This is a genomic window from Pseudomonas sp. FYR_5 (assembly GCF_043106315.1).
Classification (GTDB): Bacteria; Pseudomonadota; Gammaproteobacteria; order Pseudomonadales; family Pseudomonadaceae; genus Aquipseudomonas; species Aquipseudomonas putida_Y.
On the sequence record NZ_JBICMK010000095.1, the window covers coordinates 160,262 to 180,004 of the forward strand.

General features: G+C 61.3%; 18 protein-coding genes. 3 read left to right on the plus strand and 15 right to left on the minus strand.

Going from position 1 to position 19,743, the window contains the following annotated elements; translation table 11 throughout:
• The first annotated feature begins 532 nt into the window (after positions 1-532).
• Entirely contained in the window at positions 533-1,861 is a 1,329-nt protein-coding gene (gene gltP, locus ACF8RA_RS18380) for a glutamate/aspartate:proton symporter GltP (protein ID WP_176683025.1), read from the plus strand.
• A gap of 147 nt (positions 1,862-2,008) precedes the next feature.
• Positions 2,009-3,238 carry a nucleoside recognition domain-containing protein gene (locus tag ACF8RA_RS18385; protein ID WP_176683026.1) on the plus strand — a complete coding sequence of 410 codons (1,230 nt, stop codon included), beginning with the start codon at positions 2,009-2,011 and terminating at the stop codon, positions 3,236-3,238.
• Here ACF8RA_RS18385 and ACF8RA_RS18390 read toward each other — a convergent pair.
• The 9 genes from ACF8RA_RS18390 to ACF8RA_RS18430 form a co-directional block, all read right to left on the minus strand.
• Positions 3,220-3,855: an ABC-type transport auxiliary lipoprotein family protein gene (locus ACF8RA_RS18390; protein ID WP_176683027.1), complete on the minus strand. Its 636-nt coding sequence runs from the start codon at positions 3,853-3,855 to the stop codon at positions 3,220-3,222. The genes ACF8RA_RS18385 and ACF8RA_RS18390 overlap by 19 nt on opposite strands.
• Positions 3,852-4,790: an MlaD family protein gene (locus tag ACF8RA_RS18395; RefSeq protein ID WP_176683028.1), complete on the minus strand. Its 939-nt coding sequence runs from the start codon at positions 4,788-4,790 to the stop codon at positions 3,852-3,854. Before ACF8RA_RS18395 ends, ACF8RA_RS18390 begins: the two co-directional genes overlap by 4 nt.
• A 3-nt stretch (positions 4,791-4,793) precedes the next feature.
• Positions 4,794-5,585, minus strand: a complete 792-nt coding sequence (locus tag ACF8RA_RS18400; protein WP_176683029.1) for an ABC transporter ATP-binding protein — start codon at positions 5,583-5,585, stop codon at positions 4,794-4,796.
• On the minus strand, positions 5,582-6,715 hold the full coding sequence (locus tag ACF8RA_RS18405; protein ID WP_176683030.1) for an ABC transporter permease: 1,134 nt from the start codon (positions 6,713-6,715) through the stop codon (positions 5,582-5,584). Before ACF8RA_RS18405 ends, ACF8RA_RS18400 begins: the two co-directional genes overlap by 4 nt.
• A gap of 201 nt (positions 6,716-6,916) precedes the next feature.
• Positions 6,917-7,942, minus strand: coding sequence for a DUF5924 family protein (locus tag ACF8RA_RS18410; RefSeq protein ID WP_176683031.1), 1,026 nt, complete (start codon positions 7,940-7,942; stop codon positions 6,917-6,919).
• A 93-nt stretch (positions 7,943-8,035) separates the two neighbouring features.
• The gene (locus ACF8RA_RS18415; RefSeq protein WP_176683032.1) at positions 8,036-9,442 is read right to left on the minus strand and encodes a pitrilysin family protein; all 1,407 of its coding nucleotides are present in this window, start codon (positions 9,440-9,442) and stop codon (positions 8,036-8,038) included.
• 30 nt (positions 9,443-9,472) lie between these two features.
• Positions 9,473-11,131, minus strand: coding sequence for a Na/Pi cotransporter family protein (locus ACF8RA_RS18420; protein WP_392519411.1), 1,659 nt, complete (start codon positions 11,129-11,131; stop codon positions 9,473-9,475).
• Between the two features lie 271 nt (positions 11,132-11,402).
• Complete coding sequence (locus ACF8RA_RS18425) at positions 11,403-12,173, minus strand: TerC family protein (RefSeq protein WP_176683034.1); 771 nt, start codon at positions 12,171-12,173, stop codon at positions 11,403-11,405.
• Positions 12,174-12,242: 69 nt separating this feature from the next.
• Positions 12,243-13,550, minus strand: a complete 1,308-nt coding sequence (locus ACF8RA_RS18430) for a CitMHS family transporter (RefSeq protein ID WP_176683035.1) — start codon at positions 13,548-13,550, stop codon at positions 12,243-12,245.
• 267 nt (positions 13,551-13,817) lie between these two features.
• Between ACF8RA_RS18430 and ACF8RA_RS18435 the strand changes: the two genes are divergently transcribed.
• A complete protein-coding gene (locus ACF8RA_RS18435) occupies positions 13,818-14,219 on the plus strand; it encodes a GFA family protein (RefSeq protein WP_176683036.1) in 402 nt (133 codons plus the stop codon).
• 39 nt (positions 14,220-14,258) lie between these two features.
• Here the strand turns inward: ACF8RA_RS18435 and ACF8RA_RS18440 are convergent, their stop codons facing one another.
• The 6 genes from ACF8RA_RS18440 to ACF8RA_RS18465 all read right to left on the minus strand — a co-directional run bounded on the left by ACF8RA_RS18440 (position 14,259) and on the right by ACF8RA_RS18465 (position 19,732).
• The gene (locus tag ACF8RA_RS18440; protein ID WP_176683037.1) at positions 14,259-16,214 is read right to left on the minus strand and encodes a DUF4105 domain-containing protein; all 1,956 of its coding nucleotides are present in this window, start codon (positions 16,212-16,214) and stop codon (positions 14,259-14,261) included.
• Complete coding sequence (locus tag ACF8RA_RS18445; RefSeq protein ID WP_021784622.1) at positions 16,211-16,531, minus strand: DUF2388 domain-containing protein; 321 nt, start codon at positions 16,529-16,531, stop codon at positions 16,211-16,213. Before ACF8RA_RS18445 ends, ACF8RA_RS18440 begins: the two co-directional genes overlap by 4 nt.
• Positions 16,532-16,567: 36 nt before the next feature.
• Complete coding sequence (locus ACF8RA_RS18450; protein WP_176683038.1) at positions 16,568-16,861, minus strand: DUF2388 domain-containing protein; 294 nt, start codon at positions 16,859-16,861, stop codon at positions 16,568-16,570.
• Between the two features lie 89 nt (positions 16,862-16,950).
• Positions 16,951-17,268 carry a DUF2388 domain-containing protein gene (locus ACF8RA_RS18455; RefSeq protein ID WP_176683039.1) on the minus strand — a complete coding sequence of 106 codons (318 nt, stop codon included), beginning with the start codon at positions 17,266-17,268 and terminating at the stop codon, positions 16,951-16,953.
• A gap of 309 nt (positions 17,269-17,577) precedes the next feature.
• The gene (locus ACF8RA_RS18460) at positions 17,578-17,793 is read right to left on the minus strand and encodes a DUF1127 domain-containing protein (protein WP_021784625.1); all 216 of its coding nucleotides are present in this window, start codon (positions 17,791-17,793) and stop codon (positions 17,578-17,580) included.
• A 445-nt stretch (positions 17,794-18,238) separates the two neighbouring features.
• Positions 18,239-19,732 (minus strand): acetyl-CoA hydrolase/transferase family protein, encoded by a 1,494-nt coding sequence (locus ACF8RA_RS18465; RefSeq protein ID WP_176683040.1) that lies wholly within the window; start codon positions 19,730-19,732, stop codon positions 18,239-18,241.
• Positions 19,733-19,743 lie beyond the last annotated feature (11 nt).

Genomic DNA, 19,743 nt, shown 5'->3' on the forward strand with positions numbered 1-19,743 from the left:
TCTCAGGTCGGCGGTGTCACAGGGATGCCTTGCCAGACCTGACTTCCGAGGAGCCATGTAGGAAACGTCGCTTCCCTTGCGCGTTTTTTCCCCTGAGACACATTTTGTCTCGACCGTACATCAATTTTTTTTCGGACTTCTCGGCGCTTCTACAAGTGGCATTTCTGCCATTCGGATTGTCGAACAGGCCATCTTTCGTGTCCTATCTGCACCGCCAAATCTGCCGAAAAATGGCGGGTTGGTCTTGTTCGGGATTCCGAATGTTATAAATCAAGCACTTGCGAAGCTGCCGGCTAGGTCGAAAACAGTATGCGTGAACGGCATGGGTCATGCGTTTCAGGCATTAGCTTTCGCCCCTTGCCGTCGCAATAGTTGCCGCCTTTTTCGCTGGCCAGAGCGCCTTGTCGCTCGCCTGCGGTGTCCTTACATGACGTCGCCTGACGTGAAGCCTTTACTGCCCGTGACCTTGCCTATGGCTCTGTTACGCGTGCTTGCGCCAGGTGCCATGACCACTAAAACAAAGGGTAAAGACATGAAGAAGGCAAAACTGAGCCTCGCCTGGCAGATCGTTATCGGTCTGGTTCTGGGTGTTGCAATCGGCGCGCTACTGAATCATTTCAGTGCAGAAAAGGCATGGTGGATCAGCAACGTCCTTCAGCCCGCTGGTGACATCTTCATCCGCCTGATCAAGATGATCGTCGTCCCGATCGTGATTTCGTCGCTGATCGTGGGTATCGCCGGTGTTGGCGACGCGAAGAAACTGGGCAGCATCGGCCTGAAGACCATCATCTACTTCGAAGTGGTGACCACGATCGCCATCGTCGTAGGCCTGGTGCTGGCCAACCTGTTCCACCCGGGCGCCGGCATCGACATGAGCACCCTGGGCACTGTGGACATCTCCAAGTACCAGGCGACAGCGGCTGAAGTACAGCATGAGCACGCGTTCATCGAAACCCTGCTCAACCTGATCCCGTCGAACATCTTCGCAGCGCTGATGCGTGGCGAAATGCTGCCGATCATCTTCTTCTCGGTGATGTTCGGCCTGGGCTTGTCGAGCCTGCAGGCAGAGCTGCGTGACCCGCTGGTTCGTACCTTCCAGGCCGTTTCGGAAACCATGTTCAAGGTCACTCACATGATCATGAACTACGCTCCGATCGGTGTGTTCGCACTGATTGCCGTGACCGTGGCCAACTTCGGTTTCAGCTCGCTGCTGCCGCTGGCCAAGCTGGTGGTGCTGGTGTACTTCGCCATCGCCTTCTTCGCCTTCATGGTGCTGGGCCTGGTTGCCCGCCTGTTCGGCTTCTCGGTGATCAAGATCATGCGCATCATGAAAGATGAGCTGATCCTGGCCTACTCCACCTCCAGTTCGGAAACCGTGCTGCCGCGGGTGATCGAGAAGATGGAGAAGTACGGTGCGCCAAAGTCGATCTGCTCGTTCGTGGTACCGACCGGCTACTCGTTCAACCTCGACGGTTCTACTCTGTACCAGAGCATCGCGGCGATCTTCATCGCCCAGCTGTACGGTATCGACCTGTCTTGGAGCCAGCAGCTGCTGCTGGTACTGACCCTGATGGTCACCTCCAAAGGTATCGCTGGTGTGCCGGGCGTATCGTTCGTGGTACTGCTGGCCACCCTGGGCAGCGTGGGCATCCCGCTGGAAGGCCTGGCCTTCATCGCCGGTGTGGACCGCATCATGGACATGGCCCGGACTGCGCTGAACGTTGTGGGCAACGCCTTGGCTGCGTTGGTCATTGCTCGCTGGGAAGGCATGTACGATGCGGCCAAGGGCGAGAAGTACTATGCCTCGCTGATGGCCGCGAAGCGGGAAGCTGTAGTGGTTGGCGAAACCGCCAAGCGCTGAGCCTGATGGCTGTTTGACCAAGAGCCCCGACTTGTCGGGGCTTTTTATTATCTGCGAGATCTTGAGCCGCGCCTGCAAAGGCTCGCGATCCCCAGTCACAGGCTGCGATACGCTATTATTCGGGCACTTTTCAGGGGGAACATACGGATGCTCAACGGCCTTTGGCTCGGCTTTTTCCTGGTGGCGGCGGTGTCCGCCCTGGCCCAATGGCTGGTAGGTGGCAACGCTGGCATCTTCGCTGCAATGGTCGAAAGCATCTTCGCCATGGCCAAGCTGTCGGTCGAGGTAATGGTGTTGTTGTTCGGCACGCTGACCCTATGGCTGGGCTTTCTCAAAATCGCCGAAAAGGCCGGCATCGTCGAATGGTTGGCCAAGGTGCTGGGCCCGTTGTTTGCCCGTCTGATGCCGGAGGTACCACCCGGCCACCCGGCCCTGGGCCTGATCACCATGAACTTCGCTGCCAACGGCCTGGGCCTGGACAATGCCGCCACGCCGATAGGCCTGAAGGCCATGCGCGCGCTACAGGAGCTGAACCCCAGCAGCACTACGGCAAGCAATGCGCAGATTCTGTTTCTGGTGCTCAACGCCTCGTCGTTGACCCTGCTGCCGGTGACCATCTTCATGTATCGGGCCCAGCAAGGTGCGGCAGATCCGGCCATGGTGTTCCTGCCAATCTTGTTGGCTACCAGCGTCTCGACATTGGTTGGCCTGCTGTCGGTGGCAGTGATGCAGCGCTTGCGCCTGTGGGACCCGGTCGTGCTCGCCTACTTCATTCCCGGCGCCTTGCTGCTGGGTGGCTTCATGGCTTTTCTTGGCACATTGTCGGCGGCAGCGCTGGCAAGTCTGTCGTCAGTGCTGGGCAACCTCACGTTGTTTGGCGTGATCACGCTGTTCCTGGTAATCGGTGCCCTGAGACGCGTGCAGGTATATGAAGCTTTTGTCGAAGGCGCCAAGGAAGGCTTTGACGTGGCCAGGAACCTGTTGCCCTACCTGGTGGCGATGTTGGTGGCGGTAGGTGTGCTACGCGCGTCAGGTGCCCTTGAGCTGGCCTTGGAAGGCATTCGCCATGCGGTGAACTGGATGGGCATGGACACACGCTTCGTCGAAGGCTTGCCGACGGCGCTGGTCAAACCGCTCTCTGGCAGCGCTGCACGGGCGATGCTGATCGAGACCATGCAGACCCACGGCGTGGACAGTTTCCCGGCGCTGCTGGCGGCGACTATCCAGGGCAGTACCGAAACAACCTTCTATGTGCTGGCGGTGTACTTTGGTGCCGTGGGCATCCAGCGCGTGCGCCATGCAGTGGGCTGCGCACTGCTGGCCGAGTTGTCCGGCGTGATCGCGGCGATCTTTGTCTGCTATTGGTTCTTTGCCTGAACCTTCAGTTGTGCCTGATTGGCCTGGGTGATGGTCCAGTTCACGACTTGCCCCACCAGTTGGTCGCTGGCCTGGCCGAAGCCGGCGACCACTGCTGATACCCGTGTATCGTCCAGCGGTTGGCGGATTTCGAAGCGCTTGCTGGCCAGGATGCGTTGGTTGCGGCCCTGGACCAAGCGAGCGTCATAGCGGATCACCACCTCCACTCCCCCATCTGTGCGGTATTCACTCTGAAATGCCTGCAGCTCGCCGGCCAACTCGTAGTCAGCCTGCAGGTTGCTGTCGTCGGCGCTCAGGCGCTGTACCTGGCCCTCTCGCTGGAACCCATCGAGCAAGCGGTTGCGCAGCAGTACCGGGGCCGCATCGCTCCAGCGCGCGCCCTTGTAGCTGCTCACCACATTGCCTTGGGGAATCACGGCAATCCTTGGCCCCGCCAACACTTCACTGGCCAGTGGCTTGTTCAGGCGCAATGACCAGTCCAGCGCCGGTGCCGTGCGGCTAGGTTGATTTACCGGCAGGCGATAAAGGTCCACAGGTTCGCTCTTCGGCAGGATCGAGCAGGCACTGGCCAGGCTCAGCGAGGCCGCCAGGGTCAGCAGGCGCAGCGACGGATTCATGGCTGGAACTCCTTGTTGTTGTCGCGGCCAAGCAGGTAGCCGCTTGGGTCGGCCTCCAGTTGCCGGGAAATGCCTTTGAGTGCGTTAAGGGTTTCGCGCAGTTCACGAATGGCCGGGGCAAGCTGGTTCAGGCTCTGGGCGCCGTCACCAATAGCCTCGCTGTTGTTCTGGAGCAGGTTATTGATGGTTGCCGTGCTTTGGGCCAGTGACTGCATGGCCTGTTCGGCACTGCCGATCGCCTGTTTGCCTTCGCTAGCCAGCAGGCCGTTGGCATTGCGCATCAGCGCCTGGGTTTCGGCCAGAGTGGCGCTGGCCTGCTTGCCCACCTGCACCAGCTGTGCGATGGCCTCGGCGATGCTGCCGTGCTGCCCGGCAAAGGCGCCGGTGGTCTTGTCGAGGTTGGCCAGGGTGTTACTGAGGTGGCCTATGTTGTCCTCGGAGAACATCTGGTTGGCGTTGTGTAGCAACAGGTTGATGTTGGTCACCAGGTCGCTGCTGTCGTTGAGCAGGCGCGAAATTGGCGATGGCGACGCGATGATCACCGGCAGCTTGCCGTCCTTGCCTTTAAGCTCGGGGCTTTGCGGGGTGCCACCGCTGAGCTGGATGAACGAGTTGCCGGTGACTCCGGCCAGGGTCAGTTTGGCCTGGGTGTCTTCCTTCACGGGGGTATCGGCGCTCAGGCGCACCCGTGCCAATACCCGACGCGGGTCTTTCGGGTCCAGTCGCAGGGTGGACACGTCGCCCACCTTGATGCCGTTGTACTGCACCGTGCTGCCGGGGGAAAGGCCGGACACGGCTTCGTTGAACACCACTTCGTAATCCTTGAAGGCGTCGTCGACACTGGATTTGGCCAGCCACAGGCCGAACAGCATGGCCCCGGTCACCACCAGAACGGTGATCAGGCCGATGAGGACGTGATGGGCTCGGGTTTCCATTGCTCAGCGCTCCTGCCCGGCACGGGTGGCAGCCTGTTCGGCTGCGCGCCCGCGTGGGCCGTGAAAGTATTCTTGGATCCAGGTGTCGTTGGTCTTCTCGACCTCGGCCAGCGGGCCGGCCACCAGGACCTTCTTTTGCGACAGCACCGCGATGCGGTCGGTGATGGTGTACAGGGTGTCGAGGTCGTGGGTGATCAGGAACACCGATAGGCCCAGCGCATCGCGCAGGGTAAGGATCAACTGGTCAAATGCTGCCGCACCGATCGGGTCCAGGCCAGCTGTGGGTTCGTCTAGGAACAGGATGTCCGGATCCAGGGCCAAGGCACGGGCCAGCGCTGCGCGCTTGATCATGCCCCCCGACAGCGAGGCCGGGTACTTGTCGGCAGCCGAGATCGGCAACCCGGCAAGGGCCAGTTTCACCCCGGCCAGGTGCTCGGCATCACTACGAGACAGCCCGGCGTGCTCGATCAGCGGCAAGGCCACGTTCTCGGTCACCGTCAGCGAAGAGAACAGCGCGCCCTTCTGGAACAACACGCCAAAGCGCCGTTCGACCAGTGAACGCTGTTCTTCGCGCAAGCCGGCCAGGTCCTGGCCGAGCACCTTGATCTGCCCTTGATTGGGGCGGCGCAGGCCAATGATGCTGCGCAGAAGCACCGACTTGCCGCTGCCTGAGCCCCCTACCACGGCGAGGATTTCGCCACGGTACAGGTCAAGGTCAAGGTTTTCATGTACCACCTGGCGGCCGAAGCGGTTGCAGATGCCGCGGGCTTCGATTACGCAATCCTGGCCACTCACCAGCCCATCTCCATGAAGAACAGTGCTGCCACCGCATCCAGCACGATGACCACAAAAATCGACTGCACCACTGCCGAGGTCGTGTGTGCCCCCACCGACTCGGCGCTGCCGCTGACCTTGAAGCCTTCCAGGCAGCCGATGGCGGCGATCAGGAAGGCGAAGAACGGTGCCTTGGCCAGGCCTACCAGGAAGTGCTGCACGCCAATGTCGCTTTGCAGCAGCGACAGGAACATGGCCGGTGAAATATCCAGTGTCAGGGCGCATACCACCGCACCCCCAACGATGCCGCAGATCATCGCGACAAAGGTGAGCAACGGTAGCGAAATCAGCAGGGCCAGTACCCGCGGCACCACCAGCAGCTCCATGGGGTTGAGGCCCAGCGTGCGGATGGCGTCAATTTCTTCGTTGGCCTTCATCGAGCCGATTTGCGCGGTGAACGCGCTGGCAGTGCGGCCGGCCATGAGAATGGCTGTCAGCAGCACGGCGAACTCGCGCAGGAACGAGAACGCAACCAGGTCGACGGTAAAAATGGTCGCGCCGAAGTCGGCCAGCACCGTGGCGCCAAGGAAAGCGACTACGGCGCCCACCAGGAATGTCAGCAACGCAACGATGGGCGCGGCATCCAGCCCAGTCTGTTCAATGTGTGCCACTACAGGAGTGAAGCGCCAGCGATGTGGCTGGAAAGCGCGGCGCAGCAAGGTTTCGAGAATCACACCGACGAAACCAAGCAGTTGCATGCTGTCCTGCCAGAGCGTGCCGACGGCGCGGCCGATACGCTCCAGCAGCTGCAACAGCACATTGCGCTCGGCCTCCTTGACCGGGATGCAGTAATCCTGGACCGAGCAGTAGACATTCTTCAGCAGCGCCCGGCTGGCCTCAGGCAGTTCGTGGGTGCAGCGCGACAGGCGCTCGGAGCCTAGCAGTTCGGCCAGCAGCGAAGCGCCGGCGGTGTCCAGGCGGCCCAGCTGGCTGAGGTCGGCGACGGTGTCGGCAGCGCACTGCGTGCGCAGGCGCTCGCTCTCGCGCTTGAGGTTGGCGTAGTGTGCCAAGGTCCAGTCACCGGTAATACGCAGGCAGGCCGGTTGGCTGCTGGTGTCCAGGGTGGCGCTGGGGGTGGTCATAGGCTCCATGCAATTGACTCGGCGCTAAGGCTTAGGGGCTGATCATAGCGCAGGGGGCAGGGGCTGTTTGGTGATTATGTGCTGTGTGCACGCTTGGCAACAGTGACCTGGAGCAGCCTCGAGTTGCGAAGCGGTCGTGAGCGCCCACGGAAGTGGCGTGCTGTACCGACCCTTTCGCAGCACAAGGCTGCTCCGGCGCTAGGCAGGGTGTCAATTACCCGCTGGTGCATCATTGACCACCTTGAAGCGCAGCACGCCGATCACTTGCCCATCCTCGGTCAGCACCCTCACCTGCCACTTGCCTACCGGGTTGGGTGGGAAGTTCTGCTTGTGGGTCCAGGCCCGATAGCCTTCCTTGCGTCCGCCGTGGATGTCCAGGGCAATGCGGTCGACCTCCTTGCCGTCCTTTTGCCACACATGGTAGATCCGTTCGTTCAGGCCGCGTGGTGCGTTGATGGCGGTATAGGCATACAGGCCACTGCCGTGGATGCGGCTGGCAGCAATTTCGTCCAGTGAGTCGCCGGGTTGGCGGTTCAGCACTTCGGTACTCACCGCCACCTCGGTCATCCACAGGGTTGCCGGCGGTACCCAAGAGCGCAGCAGCCAGCCCCCGGCACCGACCGACAGGGTAACCAGCACCAGTGCCACCGCGCGGCGCCAATTGTTGATCGGGAAGCTGCTGGCCAGGCTGGGGAACGACAGGACCATGGCCGCGATCAGGGCCAGCTTGAAGCTTTGTGCGGTGGTCAGGTGCAGGATGATCGGGAGTGCGGTCAGCAGAGCAGCGAACAACGTCAGGGTATGCAGCGCCAGGAACAGCCAGCGCCGCGGTGCCAGCCACTTGTAGTACAGCGGGTCGATGATCGAAACCAGGCCGGCTGCGCCGAGCAAGCCGGTGAAGACCAGCTGACCGCTGTTCCAGGTGGTTGTGATGAAAAAGAACGGCAGCACGAAGAACAGCGTTTCCTGGTGGATCATCTGCGTTGCGTAGCGCAACAGCGGCTGAGGGATCTCGCGGTTGAAAGTGCGCGCGAACAGCCCGGTGAGGGTGTTCTCCAGCATCAGCCAGACCCAGCTGACCAGCATGAGCACAGCGACCCAGCTGGCCAGGCCGGCTTGGCGGTCGACCAGGATGAAGCTGCCGATACCAGAGAGGAAACCGCCGAGCGCGATGATGCCGGGGTAGCGCTTGAGTAGTTCGATGATGCGCTGGACGATATGGGGGATTTGGGGCATTGGGGGCTACAACAGAAAAGTGAGGTGGCTGTGCCAGCTTCTGCGCGGGCAACCCCGCGAAAGGGCAAGTACTGGCAAAAGGATACCGCCGATTCACTGCCGCCGTGTAGCACCACTGGGCCGTTCAGGCCCTTGCCGCCGCCAGCGCAACAGCCCCGCCGCCAGGACCAGCCCTACAAGCAAGGCCATCAGTCCGTAAAGCTCGTCATAGCCTAGCAACGGCTTTTCGATGCGCACATAGCCATCTTCCTTGAGCAGAGCCTTCAGCGCCTCGTTGGCCTGTTCCAGGCTGACCTGGCGCAGCTTGCGCACCGGGTTGGCAAAGCGCCCTTCGGTATAGTCGTTCAGCGCCCCCCAGTAGTAGTCGGCCAAGGCACTGTTGCCTTGGGTGCTCCAGCTTTCCTTGCCGATGCTGGCTTCCTTGATGCGGGCGAAGGTGTCCGGGTCCAGCCCTTCCTTGCGCAGGTGGTCGAACATGCCCTGCATCACCTTGATGGCCTTGTCGATGTCATCGCGCTCAAGGTCCGCATTGAGGCTGAGCAGGCCGGTGTCGCCAAAGCTCTCACGCTGCACGGAGGGGCCGTAGGATAGCTCGTTGCGCAGGCGCAGCTGGTCGTACAGCGCCCAGTCCAGGTAGCGCGACAGCAGGTCGAGTGTGGCTTGGTGGTCGTTGTCCAGCACCGGCTCGATGAACAGCCAGTGCAGTTTGACGCCATCGCCCAGCCAGCCGCGGGTCAGGTTGCGACGCTGCTCGGCCTGTCGGGTGATGCTTTCAAGGTTGCGACGCTCTTCTGGTTCAGTGGCGGGCAGTTCGCCAAACGACCGCTCCAGATAGGCCGGAAGCAGGCGGTCGAGGCCACCGACCATGATCAGGGTCATGTTGTTGGCCGCGTACCAGCGGTCACGCAAAGCCTGTACTTGCGCCAAGGTCATGTCGTCGAGGTTGGAGCGCTCCGGGCATTTCAGGCCCAGCTCGGTGGCCAACTGGTCGCTGGCGGGGTGGCCGATATCCTGGCGATCGAGCCAGCGCTGCAGGTGGCCATAGTGGCCGCCATCTTCGCGCTCTATGATGCGCTTGGCGGTGGCCAAGGTCTTGGCGTCGATGCGGGTATCGCGGATGACTGCCAACAGCAGGTCGAGGACCTTACGCTGGTTGCGCGCCGGGGCCTCGATGACAAAGGTGGTGTCGGCACTGCTGGTATAGGCGTTCCACTCGCCGCCAAGCGCTTGCAAGCGCTCTTCCAGCCCGCCTTCGCCTGTTTCGTCGATACCACTGAACAACAGGTGCTCAAGCAGGTGTGGCAGCTCTTTCTGCTCGCAGTCGAAATCATCCAGGCCCACGCCGACCACCAGACGAATCGCCACATGGTCACGTTCGTAACCGTTTTTCAGGATGACCTGCAGACCATTAGGCAACAGGTAGCCTTCAACCCGCGAGCGGTCGAGGGCGAACGAGGGCAGGCTGCAGATCAGCAGGCAAACGAACATCAGGCAACGCATGGGCGAGCGAGGGTCCTCAGCTAGGAGAAATCACGGCTGGCGGGCTTCATCGGGCACACTGTCGAGCATCAGCCCTCCGGTGTCCGAGCCGCCCAGTACCACATAGGCACTGCTACAGAACAAAGAGTTCAACCGCTTCATGTCGGCGATCAGCTCCAAGTGTAGCGAACTGGTTTCGATACTTTGCACGACCTTGCGCTGCAGGCGGCTGACATGGGCGTGGGCGAGGCGCCGTTCCTGGGCACGGAACCGGCGCTTTTCCCGCAGCAGCAAGCGGGCGCTTTCCGGGTCTGCACTGAGGAACACTGACAGGCCCAGGCGCAGGTTGGCCAGCAATTGCTCCTGAAGGCCGGACAGCTCTTCCAGGCCTACCCGGGAGAATTCCCGGCGCTGGCTGGTTTTCTGCTGCTGGACCTTGCGCAGCATGCGTTCGATCAGGTCACAGGCGAGTTTGAGGTTAATTGCCAGCTCTATGATTTCGGCCCAGCGGCGGTTGTCCTGCTCGCTGAGGTCTTCCCGTGACATCTGCGCCAGGTACAGCTTGATTGCGCTGTACAGGGCTTCGGCGTCTTCGCCCAAGGCGCGAACTTGCTGTGGCAAGGCGGTCTGGGTACCACGCAGGGCTCCAAGCATGGCTTCGAGCAGGCTGTCGACGATGTCCCCCAGGCGCAAAGTCTCGCGGGCGGCGTTGGCCAGGGCCAGGCTGGGCGTTTCCAAGGCCGAGACGTCGAGGTGGCGCGGACGCATCTGGCCATTGCCGGTTTCCCGTTCAGGCAGCAGGACGTTGCACAGTCGCCCCATCGGTTTGACGGTGGGCAGCATGATCAGACAGCGCAGCGTGTTGTAGAGCAGGTGAAAACCGATGACCAGTTCCTGAGGGCTGAAACTCAGCGAGTCCATCCATTCCACCAGCGGGTGCAGCACAGGGATGATCAGCACCAGGCCGATCAGCTTGTACAGCAAGCTGCCCAAGGCCACCCGACGCCCGGCGCCGTTCTGCATGCTGGTACTGATGAAAGCCAGCAGCCCGCTGCCGATGTTGGCGCCGACCACCAGCCCAATGGCTACCGGCAAGCTGATCAGTTCGGCGCCGGCCAGGGTTGCGGTGAGCAGAACCGCAGCCAGGCTGGAATAGGAAATCATGGCGAACATTGCCCCGACCAGAGCGTCGAGCATGATGTCGCCGGTCAGTGAGGCAAACAGCACTTTCACGCCCTGGGCATGGGTGATTGGCGCAGCTGCCTGCACGATAAGTTCAAGTGCCAGGATGATCAGGCCAAGCCCGATGCCCACCCGACCCAGTTGGCCGGCCCGTGTCTGCTTGCGCGAAAGGAAGAAGATCACGCCAAGGAAGATCAGCAGCGGCGACAGCCAGGACAGGTCGAAGGTCAGTACCCGGGCCATCAGTGCGGTACCCACGTCGGCACCCAGCATGATCGCCAAGGCCGGGGTCATGGCCATCAGACTCTGGCCGACGAACGAGGTGACCAACATGGCCGTGGCGTTGCTGCTTTGAACCATGGCCGTGACCAGAATTCCGGCGATGAATGCCAGCGGGCGCTTGTCCATGTTCTGGCTGATGATGCGCCGCAAGTTTGAGCCGAATACCCGGAGGATGCCGGTACGCACAATGTGGGTACCCCAGACCAGAAGCGTCACGGCCGAGAGCAGGTTGAGCAGGGTCAGCATGGCGAAGGCCCCCTGTTGCAAAGGCCCATCGGGCCAAGAAATGAAACGTGAGCGTTTGAAGAATTTTCAGTGCTCACTCAAAGCTTTAGTTGTTTTGCCCAGCTGTCGCCAGCTTCGCATGGCAGTCATTTATTTGAAACAGATCTGAAATGAATGATTGCCTGTGCGGGTCGCTTCGCGAGCAAGCCCCCACAGTGATCACGCACAGAAAAAAAACGGGCATGAAAAAGGGCCCCGCGAAGGGCCCTTGCTGTACTGCGCTTCCTTGGCCTTATTGACCCGGAATGTCCTTGCGCAGTTTCACCGGTTCATGATCTTTGCCTTCCTTGCGGGCCATGGCGGTGCGCATGCGTATATTGATGGCTTCCACCCCCAGCGAGAAGGCCATGGCGAAGTAGACATAGCCCTTCGGCACATGCACATCGAACGCTTCGGCGATCAGTACGGTACCGACCACGATCAGGAACGACAGCGCGAGCATCTTCAACGACGGGTGCTTGTCGATGAAATTGCTGATGGCGCCGGCGCACAGCATCATCACCAGCACGGCCACGACGATGGCGGCGATCATCACCGGCACGTGGGACACCATGCCCACTGCGGTGATCACCGAGTCCAGCGAGAACACGATGTCGATGATGGCGATCTGGATGATGGTGTAGAAGAACTTGCCACCTGCGCCTTTGGGCTCCTCTGCGTTCTCGTCCTCGCCTTCCAGGCCGTGGTAGATCTCCTGCGAGCTCTTCCACAGCAGGAACAGGCCACCGAAGAACAAAATCAGGTCACGGCCCGAGATGCCTTGGCCGAATACCACGAACAGGTCGGCGGTAAGGCGCATGACCCAGGTAATCGACAGCAGCAGCAGGATACGGGTGACCATGGCCAGGGCCAGGCCGAAGATCCGGGTGCGTGGCTGCATGTGCTTGGGCATGCGGCTGACCAGAATCGAGATCATGATGATGTTGTCGATACCGAGGACGATCTCAAGCGCGGTAAGGGTGAAAAAGGCAACCCAGATTTCCGGGCTGGTCAGCCATTCCATGTATTTTCCTTCGAGCGGTAATGGCAACGCGCCCCGGTCAGGGCGCGTCGCGTACGTGATACGGATGTATTAAAGACTACTGAACAGCGGGAAAATCCCCATCAGCAGTGCGCCGAGCATTATGCACAGGCATACCAGCACTGCCCACTTGAGCGTGAAGCGCTGATGATCGCCGAATTCGATACCGGCCAGGGCCACCAGCAGGTAGGTGGAGGGTACCAGCGGGCTGAGCAGGTGTACCGGCTGCCCGACGATCGACGCACGGGCCATTTCCACGGGGGTGATGCCGTAGTGGCTGGCGGCTTCGGCCAGCACCGGCAGCACGCCGTAGTAGAACGCGTCGTTGGACATGAAGAAGGTGAACGGCATGCTCACGATCGCGGTGATTACAGCCAGGTATGGGCCTAGCGCTTCAGGGATGACCGCCAGCAGGCTCTTGGACATGGCGTCGACCATGCCGGTGCCGGACAGGATACCGGTGAAGATGCCGGCGGCGAAGATCAGCCCGGTCACGGCCAGCACGCTGCCGGCGTGGGCGGCGATGCGGTCCTTCTGCTGTTGCAGGCAGGGGTAGTTGACGATCATGGCGATGCTGAAGGCAATCATGAACAGCACTGGCAGCGGCAGTACACCGGCGATCAGCGCGGCCATCAGGGCGGCGGTCAGGGCACCGTTGAAGTACAGCAGCTTCGGCCGACGTGCGTCCGGGTACTGCGAGACGGTGATTTCGCTGTGGTCGATGTCGTCGGTAGGCAGATGCAGTTCGCCCAGGCGGGCACGTTCGCGCTTGCCATACATGTAGGCAATGGCCAGGATCGCCAGCACACCGAACAGCATGGCCGGGATCATCGGCACGAAGATGTCTGACGGGTCTACGTGCAGGGCGCTGGCAGCACGCGCGGTCGGGCCCCCCCACGGGGTCATGTTCATCACACCGCCGGCTAGGATGATCAGGCCGGCCATGATCCGCGGGCTCATGCCCAGGCGGCTGTACATCGGCAGCATGGCGGCGCAGCAGATCATGTAGGTGGTGGCGCCGTCACCGTCCAGCGAGACCACCAGGGCCAGTACAGCGGTGCCGACCGAGACTTTCAGCGGGTCGCCCTTGACCAGCTTGAGGATCTTGCGCACGGCCGGGTCGAACAGGCCGGAATCGATCATCAGGGCGAAATAGAGGATGGCGAACATCAGCATCACGCCGGTAGGTGCGAGCTTGCTGATGCCCTCTAGCATCATGGGGCCGATCTTGGCGGAAAAACCACCGAACAGGGCGAACAGGATCGGTACCAGAATCAGCGCGATCAAGGCCGACAGGCGCTTGCTCATGATCAGGTACATGAACGTGATGACCATGGCAAAGCCGAGGAAGGTCAGCATGGCAATACTCCAGGCGTGGCGCGGCGAAAGGACAGTCGATTCGGGCGTATCAGCGCGTAGCGCGCTGTGCGGGGAGCATGCGGAGGGGGACTACGAAAAGGCGGGCACAGGAATACATCAGAATCACCATTGTTGTTGTTGATTGGGCCGGGCGCGGTATTGACCGGGTGCCCTGGCTGACCGGTCTTGTGCCGGTAGTGGGCGCTATCCTAAAAGGGCAAGCTTTCAGCCAGCTTTCGCTGAAGCAAAGGTGACGAGAGGTAGGTGATGCAGGATGTAACCGAAGGTGGCTGTCATTGTGGTGCCGTGCGCTATCGGCTGGAGGGCAACCTGACGGACATTGCCCACTGTCATTGTTCGATCTGCAGGCGGGTCAGCGGTGGACTGGTGGTCACCTGGCTTACCCTGCCCCGTTCCGGGTTCCAGTGGTTAACGGGCGAGCCGAACTGCTATGTGGCGCCAGCCAGTTGCAGCCGCTACTTCTGTGGGCAGTGTGGGGCGCATGTGGCGCTGGTGACCACGCATAGCCCGCAGACGATCGATGTGACGGTGGCGACGCTGGATCACCCTGAATGGGTGCGAGCCAACCGGCATATCTGGGTGGGCAGCCGGTTGCCCTGGTTGCATCTGGATGAGGATTTGCCCTCGGAAGACGAGGAGAGCCTGTAGGAACGGGCTTGCCCGCGAAAGGGCCAGCCCCTGCATGCATCACAACTGCAGACCGCCAGCAGCCTTGTGCAACGCCCGCAAGTGCTCGCCGATCTGCTTCACGTTGGCCTCGACCGCTGCAATTTCCTTGGCTCGCGACGGCTCCAGCAGCGCCCTCACCTCTTTGTCCAGGCTGGTGCTCAAGCGCAACAGCTGTGCCTGCCGCTCTCTGCTCACCTGCTCGAGGTGCTTGCGCTCTTCTGGCTGCGGCAGCCCGTAGCCTTTGGAGTCGAGCAACTCTGCCGGGCGGCTTAGAAAACCGCTGTTGGCAAGCATTTGCTTGAGCGTGGCATCGGCTTTGTTGATGCTGCCATCTTTCAATGCTGCGGCATTCAGGTAGCGCTGCTTGACCTCGTCCTGGGCCAGCAGAAGCTGCCGGCGCAAGCTGGCCTGCTCAAGCAGAAGCAGCGCCGCGCTGGTGCGCAGGTCAGCCTTGGTGAACCAGCTACGGCGCTGCTCGGCATCGAGGGCCAGCCAGTCCTCGACCAGCGCTTGCTTGATTGGCAACTGCTTTCTCAGCACCTCGAACATCGCCTGGTAGCGGTCGCGATAAGAATCGAAGCGGTAGCCCAGGCGTAGCGCTTCGCGTGGGTTATCAAGCACGCTGGTGTCTGCCAGCCCCCTGCCCTTGAGCACGGCCAGCAAACCGTTGGGCATGATGCTGTCCAGGTCGTTGAGGCGCGGATTGGCGGTGCCGCTGCGCAGCAGCTTCAATGACTCCACTGCACAGTTGTTGGACAGGAACCAGTAGTTGCCGTCATAGCTCCAGTGCATCTCGGCGGCCTGGCGCACCAGGTTCTCGATTTCGTCGCGGTTGAGCTTCAAGGGCACCGAGGCCAGGCTGCGCAGCTCGGTCTTGGTGTATTCGTCGATCACCTGGCCCAGCGGCAGCACGAATAGCCGCGACGGGTAGTTGCCGACCAGGCCGTCCCAGCTGGACAGTTGCACGTCGTTAACGAAGGCGCGGTACGACAGCACCAGGCTTTGGTCGAGGTCCAGGCGGCAATCTGGTCCGCGTGGGCGGCCCGGCTTGCAGATCACCAGGCGCAGCATGCTGTGCCCCCAACGGCTGGCCAGGTTCTGATTGGCTTCAGCCAGCAGGTAGTCCACTTCGTAGACCCGCTCCGGGTCGATTTCACCTAGCGGCTGGCGGGCGAAGTCGCTGCCGGCATTGATGAAGGGTAAGCCTTTGGCACAGGTGCTCTGTTGCGGTGCCCAGCCGAAGTGTTCGTGAAGGTATTGGTACAGCGCCGGGCGACGGCAGCTGTAGCTCGGGTCGAGGAGGAAATACTCCATGTTGACCGCGATGTATTCCTTGGGGCTGCTCAACTCATAGCTGTCGGGGCTGCGCACGAATTGGCCATTGTGCTGTTCGCGCTCGCCACGTCGGCCCACGTACTGCTGCCACCCGGCCAGGTCGAGCAGGCGTGGGTCGTCGCTCAGGGTGAAGCGGCGGTCGGCCTGGCCGCGGCATTCTTCCGGCAGGCCAACCTTGCCTAGCGTACCTTGCTGGCGCTTGCAGCGTGCAATTACTGATTTTTCGGCGCTGGGCCACAGGCGGGCACGGTCGTAGAGATGGGTGAGCTCGTGCAGCACGGTGGCCAGCAGCTCTTCACGCACCGTGCCATGTGGGCGATTGGTGCGCTCGCTGGCGGCGCTGCCATCGGTGAGGCTGGGCAGCAAGCGGCGGTTGAGCTCGAGGGTGGATATCAGTGATGCCTGCCCGTAAGTGTCGGGCGGCATGCTGTCGCTCCAGCTGACCCGCACGCGGCGGTCCAGCTGCTGCTTGAAACGCGGTGGCAGCTTGCCCATTGCCTCGTCGAGCAGGGCTTGGGAGGCTTGTGCTTGTTGCGGGTCGAGGCCGGAGGCCTGCAGCTCAAGCTGCAGGTCGGCCAAGGCGGGCGTGCCGAGCAGCGTCAGGGCGCAGCCGAGCAGCCAGGCACGCACGCGCTTCACAGTGCGAGTATGGCTTCAGCCAGTACCTGGTCGCTGGCGCTGCGCGCTTCCGGTACGCGCTCGCGCAGGGTATTGAAGGCGGCCTCGAGTTGGACGCCGCGGATGTCACCGTTGCTGGCGACGAAGCTTGCAGCGTCGTCGTGGGCTTCGCGCACCACTTTGGAGTCGCGGATCGATGTGGTGGTGTCCGAGGTGAAGTCGATCGAACGGCCAAAGGCACGCACGATGATGTTGCTGGTGGCCACCAGGGTCTGTGCCTGGGCCAGGTCGGCCAGCAGCAGCATGCCGAGGGAAGCGGCAATCAGCGGTTTGCGCATGGAGCATCTCCGAAAAATACAGGGAGTCAGGTGTAGCTATTGGACGAGAATTGCCTGCGCCAGTTCCAGATCGCCGACGGCGTGTCGTGCGCAATTGTGGCGTAATGATTCCAAGGCGGCTTCCAGGCGTGCACCACGGATCTGCCCGTCGCTGGCAACGAATGCGGCGGCATCGTCGCGGGCCTGGGTGACCAGTTTGCGATCGAACGGTGCGGTTGTGACCTGGCTGGTGACATAGCCGGTGATGACCAGGCTTTGTGTGGTGGTATCCATGGCATGGGCGCTGGCCATGCCTGCGGTGGCGAACAGCAACGGCAACAGATAACGCATGAGCTTTCTTGAAGGCTGGAAAAATGAACGGCGAAGCCTACCTCAGGTGCGAGGGCCGAAGCCAACGCACCTGTTGTGCATGGCGCGTATCAGAGGGCCAGGATGGCCTGGGCCAGTTGTGCATCGCTGGCTTGCAGGGCCGGCATGTTCGAACGGATGTGTACAAAGGCGCTTTCCAGTCGGGCGCCGCGGATAGCGCCCTGAGTGCCGACGAAGCTGGCAGCGTCATCGCGGGCTGCCTGGACAATCTTGTCGTCGCGGAACGAAGAGCTCACGTCGGAAGTGGCGTCGGTGGAGGCAGCAACGGCGCCCACTACCGCGTCGGTGGTGACAACGAAACTGGTGGCGTTGGCAGTGCCGGCCAAGCCTAGCAGCAGGACGGCGCCAAGCAGGTGTTTACGGTTCATGATTGTGGACTCCTGGGTATGTCAGGTTGGTTCTGCTGTATCGGACGTTTGCAGGGCGCGTCACGGTACGTTTTCATCAACTGGTTCTAGCAGACGGTTAGGCCAAGCGTACCACGCAGTGCTGCCTAGAGATGACAACGACCGCAATGCCAGGTAACTGTTATGGCTTATTTAAGTTTCTGTAAAACTGTACCTGTCGCAATCTGAAGCACGCTACTGCGCGTCTGTCGGGCAATAAAAAACCCGCTGCAGTCACCTGCAACGGGTTTGAGGAATTCACGGTGCCGGCGAAGCCGGCAAGCCGGGAGCTTAGCGCCAGAAAGGCTTGCTCAGCTCTTCGTAACGCTGCGACTCGCTGATACCGGCATCTGCAAGCAGGCGGGAGTCCAGGCGAGCCAGTTGACGACGGCTGGTCATACGACGCTGCCACAGCAGCAGGGTCGACAATGCGCGCAGTGGCATCGAGGCGTTGGATTGCTGGGCGTTGCTTTCAAAAACCAGACCGGAACTGAGGGTACGTTCCATGATGCTTCATCCTTCCGCTTATGGCGGGATTAGGTAGTGATTTAACTGATGCCAATGATCCTCCTCTGTCGTCCATAACAGTAGATACAGTTCAGGTGAAAGACGATGGCTCAGTTAACTGTGTAACCCTACTGTTGCACTCGAAATAGGCGCAACTGTACCGGTCTGCACACATATGGTGCGTTTTACTGCGGTTGAGGTTTTAGAAAGGCGGGGAATGGTGAAAATACCAGTACAGTAGAACAGTTTTAAACGTTAACTGCGTGGCACAGATTTGCTGACCCGGTCGCGTGTTGTGACAAGGTCGGAAGTGGAACCGAGAATGTCAGAAATACAGCGGAGATTGCAGGGGGCTGCTGTGCAGCCCATCGCGACACGCGGCCGCTCCTACAGGTCGCGTTAGCGGAACAGCGGGGGGAAAGCCGCTGTTCTTGCTACGACTGGATCAGCTAGCCAGCATGCGCCCGGTTTCTTCCAGGTTTTCGTGCCAGCTCAGGGCTTCACGCAGGATGTGCGGGGTATGGCCGCCACGCTGGCAGGCGCGGTCGAAGTAATCGTTCAGTGCAGCGCGGTAGTCTGGGTGCACGCAGTTGTCGATGATCGCCCGCGCCCGCTCGCGCGGCGCCAGGCCACGCAGGTCCGCCAGCCCCTGCTCGGTGACCAGTATGTCCACGTCGTGCTCGGTGTGGTCGACATGGCTGACCATTGGTACCACGCTGGAAATCGCGCCACCTTTGGCAATCGACTTGGTGACGAAGACCGCCAGGTGAGCATTACGGGCGAAGTCGCCGGAGCCACCGATGCCGTTCATCATCCTGGTGCCGCAGACGTGGGTGGAGTTGACGTTGCCGTAGATATCGAACTCCAGTGCGGTGTTGATACCGATGATGCCCAGGCGACGTACCACTTCCGGGTGGTTGGAGATCTCTTGCGGGCGTAGTACCAGCTTGTCCTTGTAGCGCTCCAGGTTACCGAATACATCGGCATTGCGGCGCGTCGACAGGGTGATCGAGCTGCCCGAGGCGAAGCTCAGCTTGCCGGCGTCGATCAGGTCGAAGGTGGAGTCCTGCAGTACTTCGGAGTACATGGTCAGGTCTTCGAACGGTGACGCGATCAGGCCGCACATCACCGCGTTGGCAATGCTGCCAATGCCGGCCTGCAGCGGGCCAAGCTTGTTGGTCATGCGGCCTGCGTCCACTTCCTTCTTGAGGAAGTTGATCAGGTGGTCGGCGATGCCCTGGGTTTCGTCATCTGGCGGCAGCACAGTGGACGGCGAGTCCGGCTGATCGCTGATGACGATACCGACGATCTTGGCCGGGTCGATCGGGATCGCGGTGCTGCCGATGCGGTCGTCGACCTTGACCAGCGGGATTGGCGTGCGGGTCGGGCGGTAGGTTGGGATATAGATGTCGTGCAGGCCTTCGAGGTTGGTGTTGTGCGAGAGGTTGATCTCCACAATCACTTGCTTGGCGAAGATCGCGAAGCTGGCCGAGTTGCCCACCGAAGTGGTTGGCACGATGTGGCCTTGCTCGGTAATGGCCACGGCTTCGATGACCGCGATGTCCGGCAGCTTCAGCTGCTGGTTGCGCAGTTGCTCGACGGTTTCCGACAGGTGCTGGTCGATGAACATCACCTGGCCGTCATTGATGGCTTTGCGCAGGGTGCTGTCGACCTGGAACGGCATGCGGCGGGCCAGTACACCGGCCTCGGTCAGTTGTTTGTCCAGGTCATTGCCCAGGCTGGCGCCGGTCATCAGGCTGATTTTCAGTGGCGATTGCTTGGCACGTTCGGCCAGTGCATGCGGTACGGCCTTGGCTTCGCCGGCGCGGGTGAAGCCGCTCATGCCGACAGTCATGCCGTCCTCGATCAGACCAGCGGCATCAGCCGCACTCATTACCTTGCTGTGCAGGGAGGACAAGCGGATACGATCACGGTACATGGATTGTTATC

What these genes read in the sequence shown, in the direction of transcription:
- gltP (WP_176683025.1), top strand. Translation starts at nt 533, where the DNA reads ATGAAGAAGGCAAAACTGAGCCTCGCCTGGCAGATCGTTATCGGTCTG.
- ACF8RA_RS18385 (WP_176683026.1), top strand. Translation starts at nt 2,009, where the DNA reads ATGCTCAACGGCCTTTGGCTCGGCTTTTTCCTGGTGGCGGCGGTGTCC.
- ACF8RA_RS18390 (WP_176683027.1), bottom strand. Translation starts at nt 3,855, where the DNA reads ATGAATCCGTCGCTGCGCCTGCTGACCCTGGCGGCCTCGCTGAGCCTG.
- ACF8RA_RS18395 (WP_176683028.1), bottom strand. Translation starts at nt 4,790, where the DNA reads ATGGAAACCCGAGCCCATCACGTCCTCATCGGCCTGATCACCGTTCTG.
- ACF8RA_RS18405 (WP_176683030.1), bottom strand. Translation starts at nt 6,715, where the DNA reads ATGGAGCCTATGACCACCCCCAGCGCCACCCTGGACACCAGCAGCCAA.
- ACF8RA_RS18410 (WP_176683031.1), bottom strand. Translation starts at nt 7,942, where the DNA reads ATGCCCCAAATCCCCCATATCGTCCAGCGCATCATCGAACTACTCAAG.
- ACF8RA_RS18415 (WP_176683032.1), bottom strand. Translation starts at nt 9,442, where the DNA reads ATGCGTTGCCTGATGTTCGTTTGCCTGCTGATCTGCAGCCTGCCCTCG.
- ACF8RA_RS18420 (WP_392519411.1), bottom strand. Translation starts at nt 11,131, where the DNA reads ATGCTGACCCTGCTCAACCTGCTCTCGGCCGTGACGCTTCTGGTCTGG.
- ACF8RA_RS18425 (WP_176683034.1), bottom strand. Translation starts at nt 12,173, where the DNA reads ATGGAATGGCTGACCAGCCCGGAAATCTGGGTTGCCTTTTTCACCCTT.
- ACF8RA_RS18430 (WP_176683035.1), bottom strand. Translation starts at nt 13,550, where the DNA reads ATGCTGACCTTCCTCGGCTTTGCCATGGTCATCACGTTCATGTACCTG.
- ACF8RA_RS18435 (WP_176683036.1), top strand. Translation starts at nt 13,818, where the DNA reads ATGCAGGATGTAACCGAAGGTGGCTGTCATTGTGGTGCCGTGCGCTAT.
- ACF8RA_RS18445 (WP_021784622.1), bottom strand. Translation starts at nt 16,531, where the DNA reads ATGCGCAAACCGCTGATTGCCGCTTCCCTCGGCATGCTGCTGCTGGCC.
- ACF8RA_RS18450 (WP_176683038.1), bottom strand. Translation starts at nt 16,861, where the DNA reads ATGCGTTATCTGTTGCCGTTGCTGTTCGCCACCGCAGGCATGGCCAGC.
- ACF8RA_RS18455 (WP_176683039.1), bottom strand. Translation starts at nt 17,268, where the DNA reads ATGAACCGTAAACACCTGCTTGGCGCCGTCCTGCTGCTAGGCTTGGCC.
- ACF8RA_RS18460 (WP_021784625.1), bottom strand. Translation starts at nt 17,793, where the DNA reads ATGGAACGTACCCTCAGTTCCGGTCTGGTTTTTGAAAGCAACGCCCAG.
- ACF8RA_RS18465 (WP_176683040.1), bottom strand. Translation starts at nt 19,732, where the DNA reads ATGTACCGTGATCGTATCCGCTTGTCCTCCCTGCACAGCAAGGTAATG.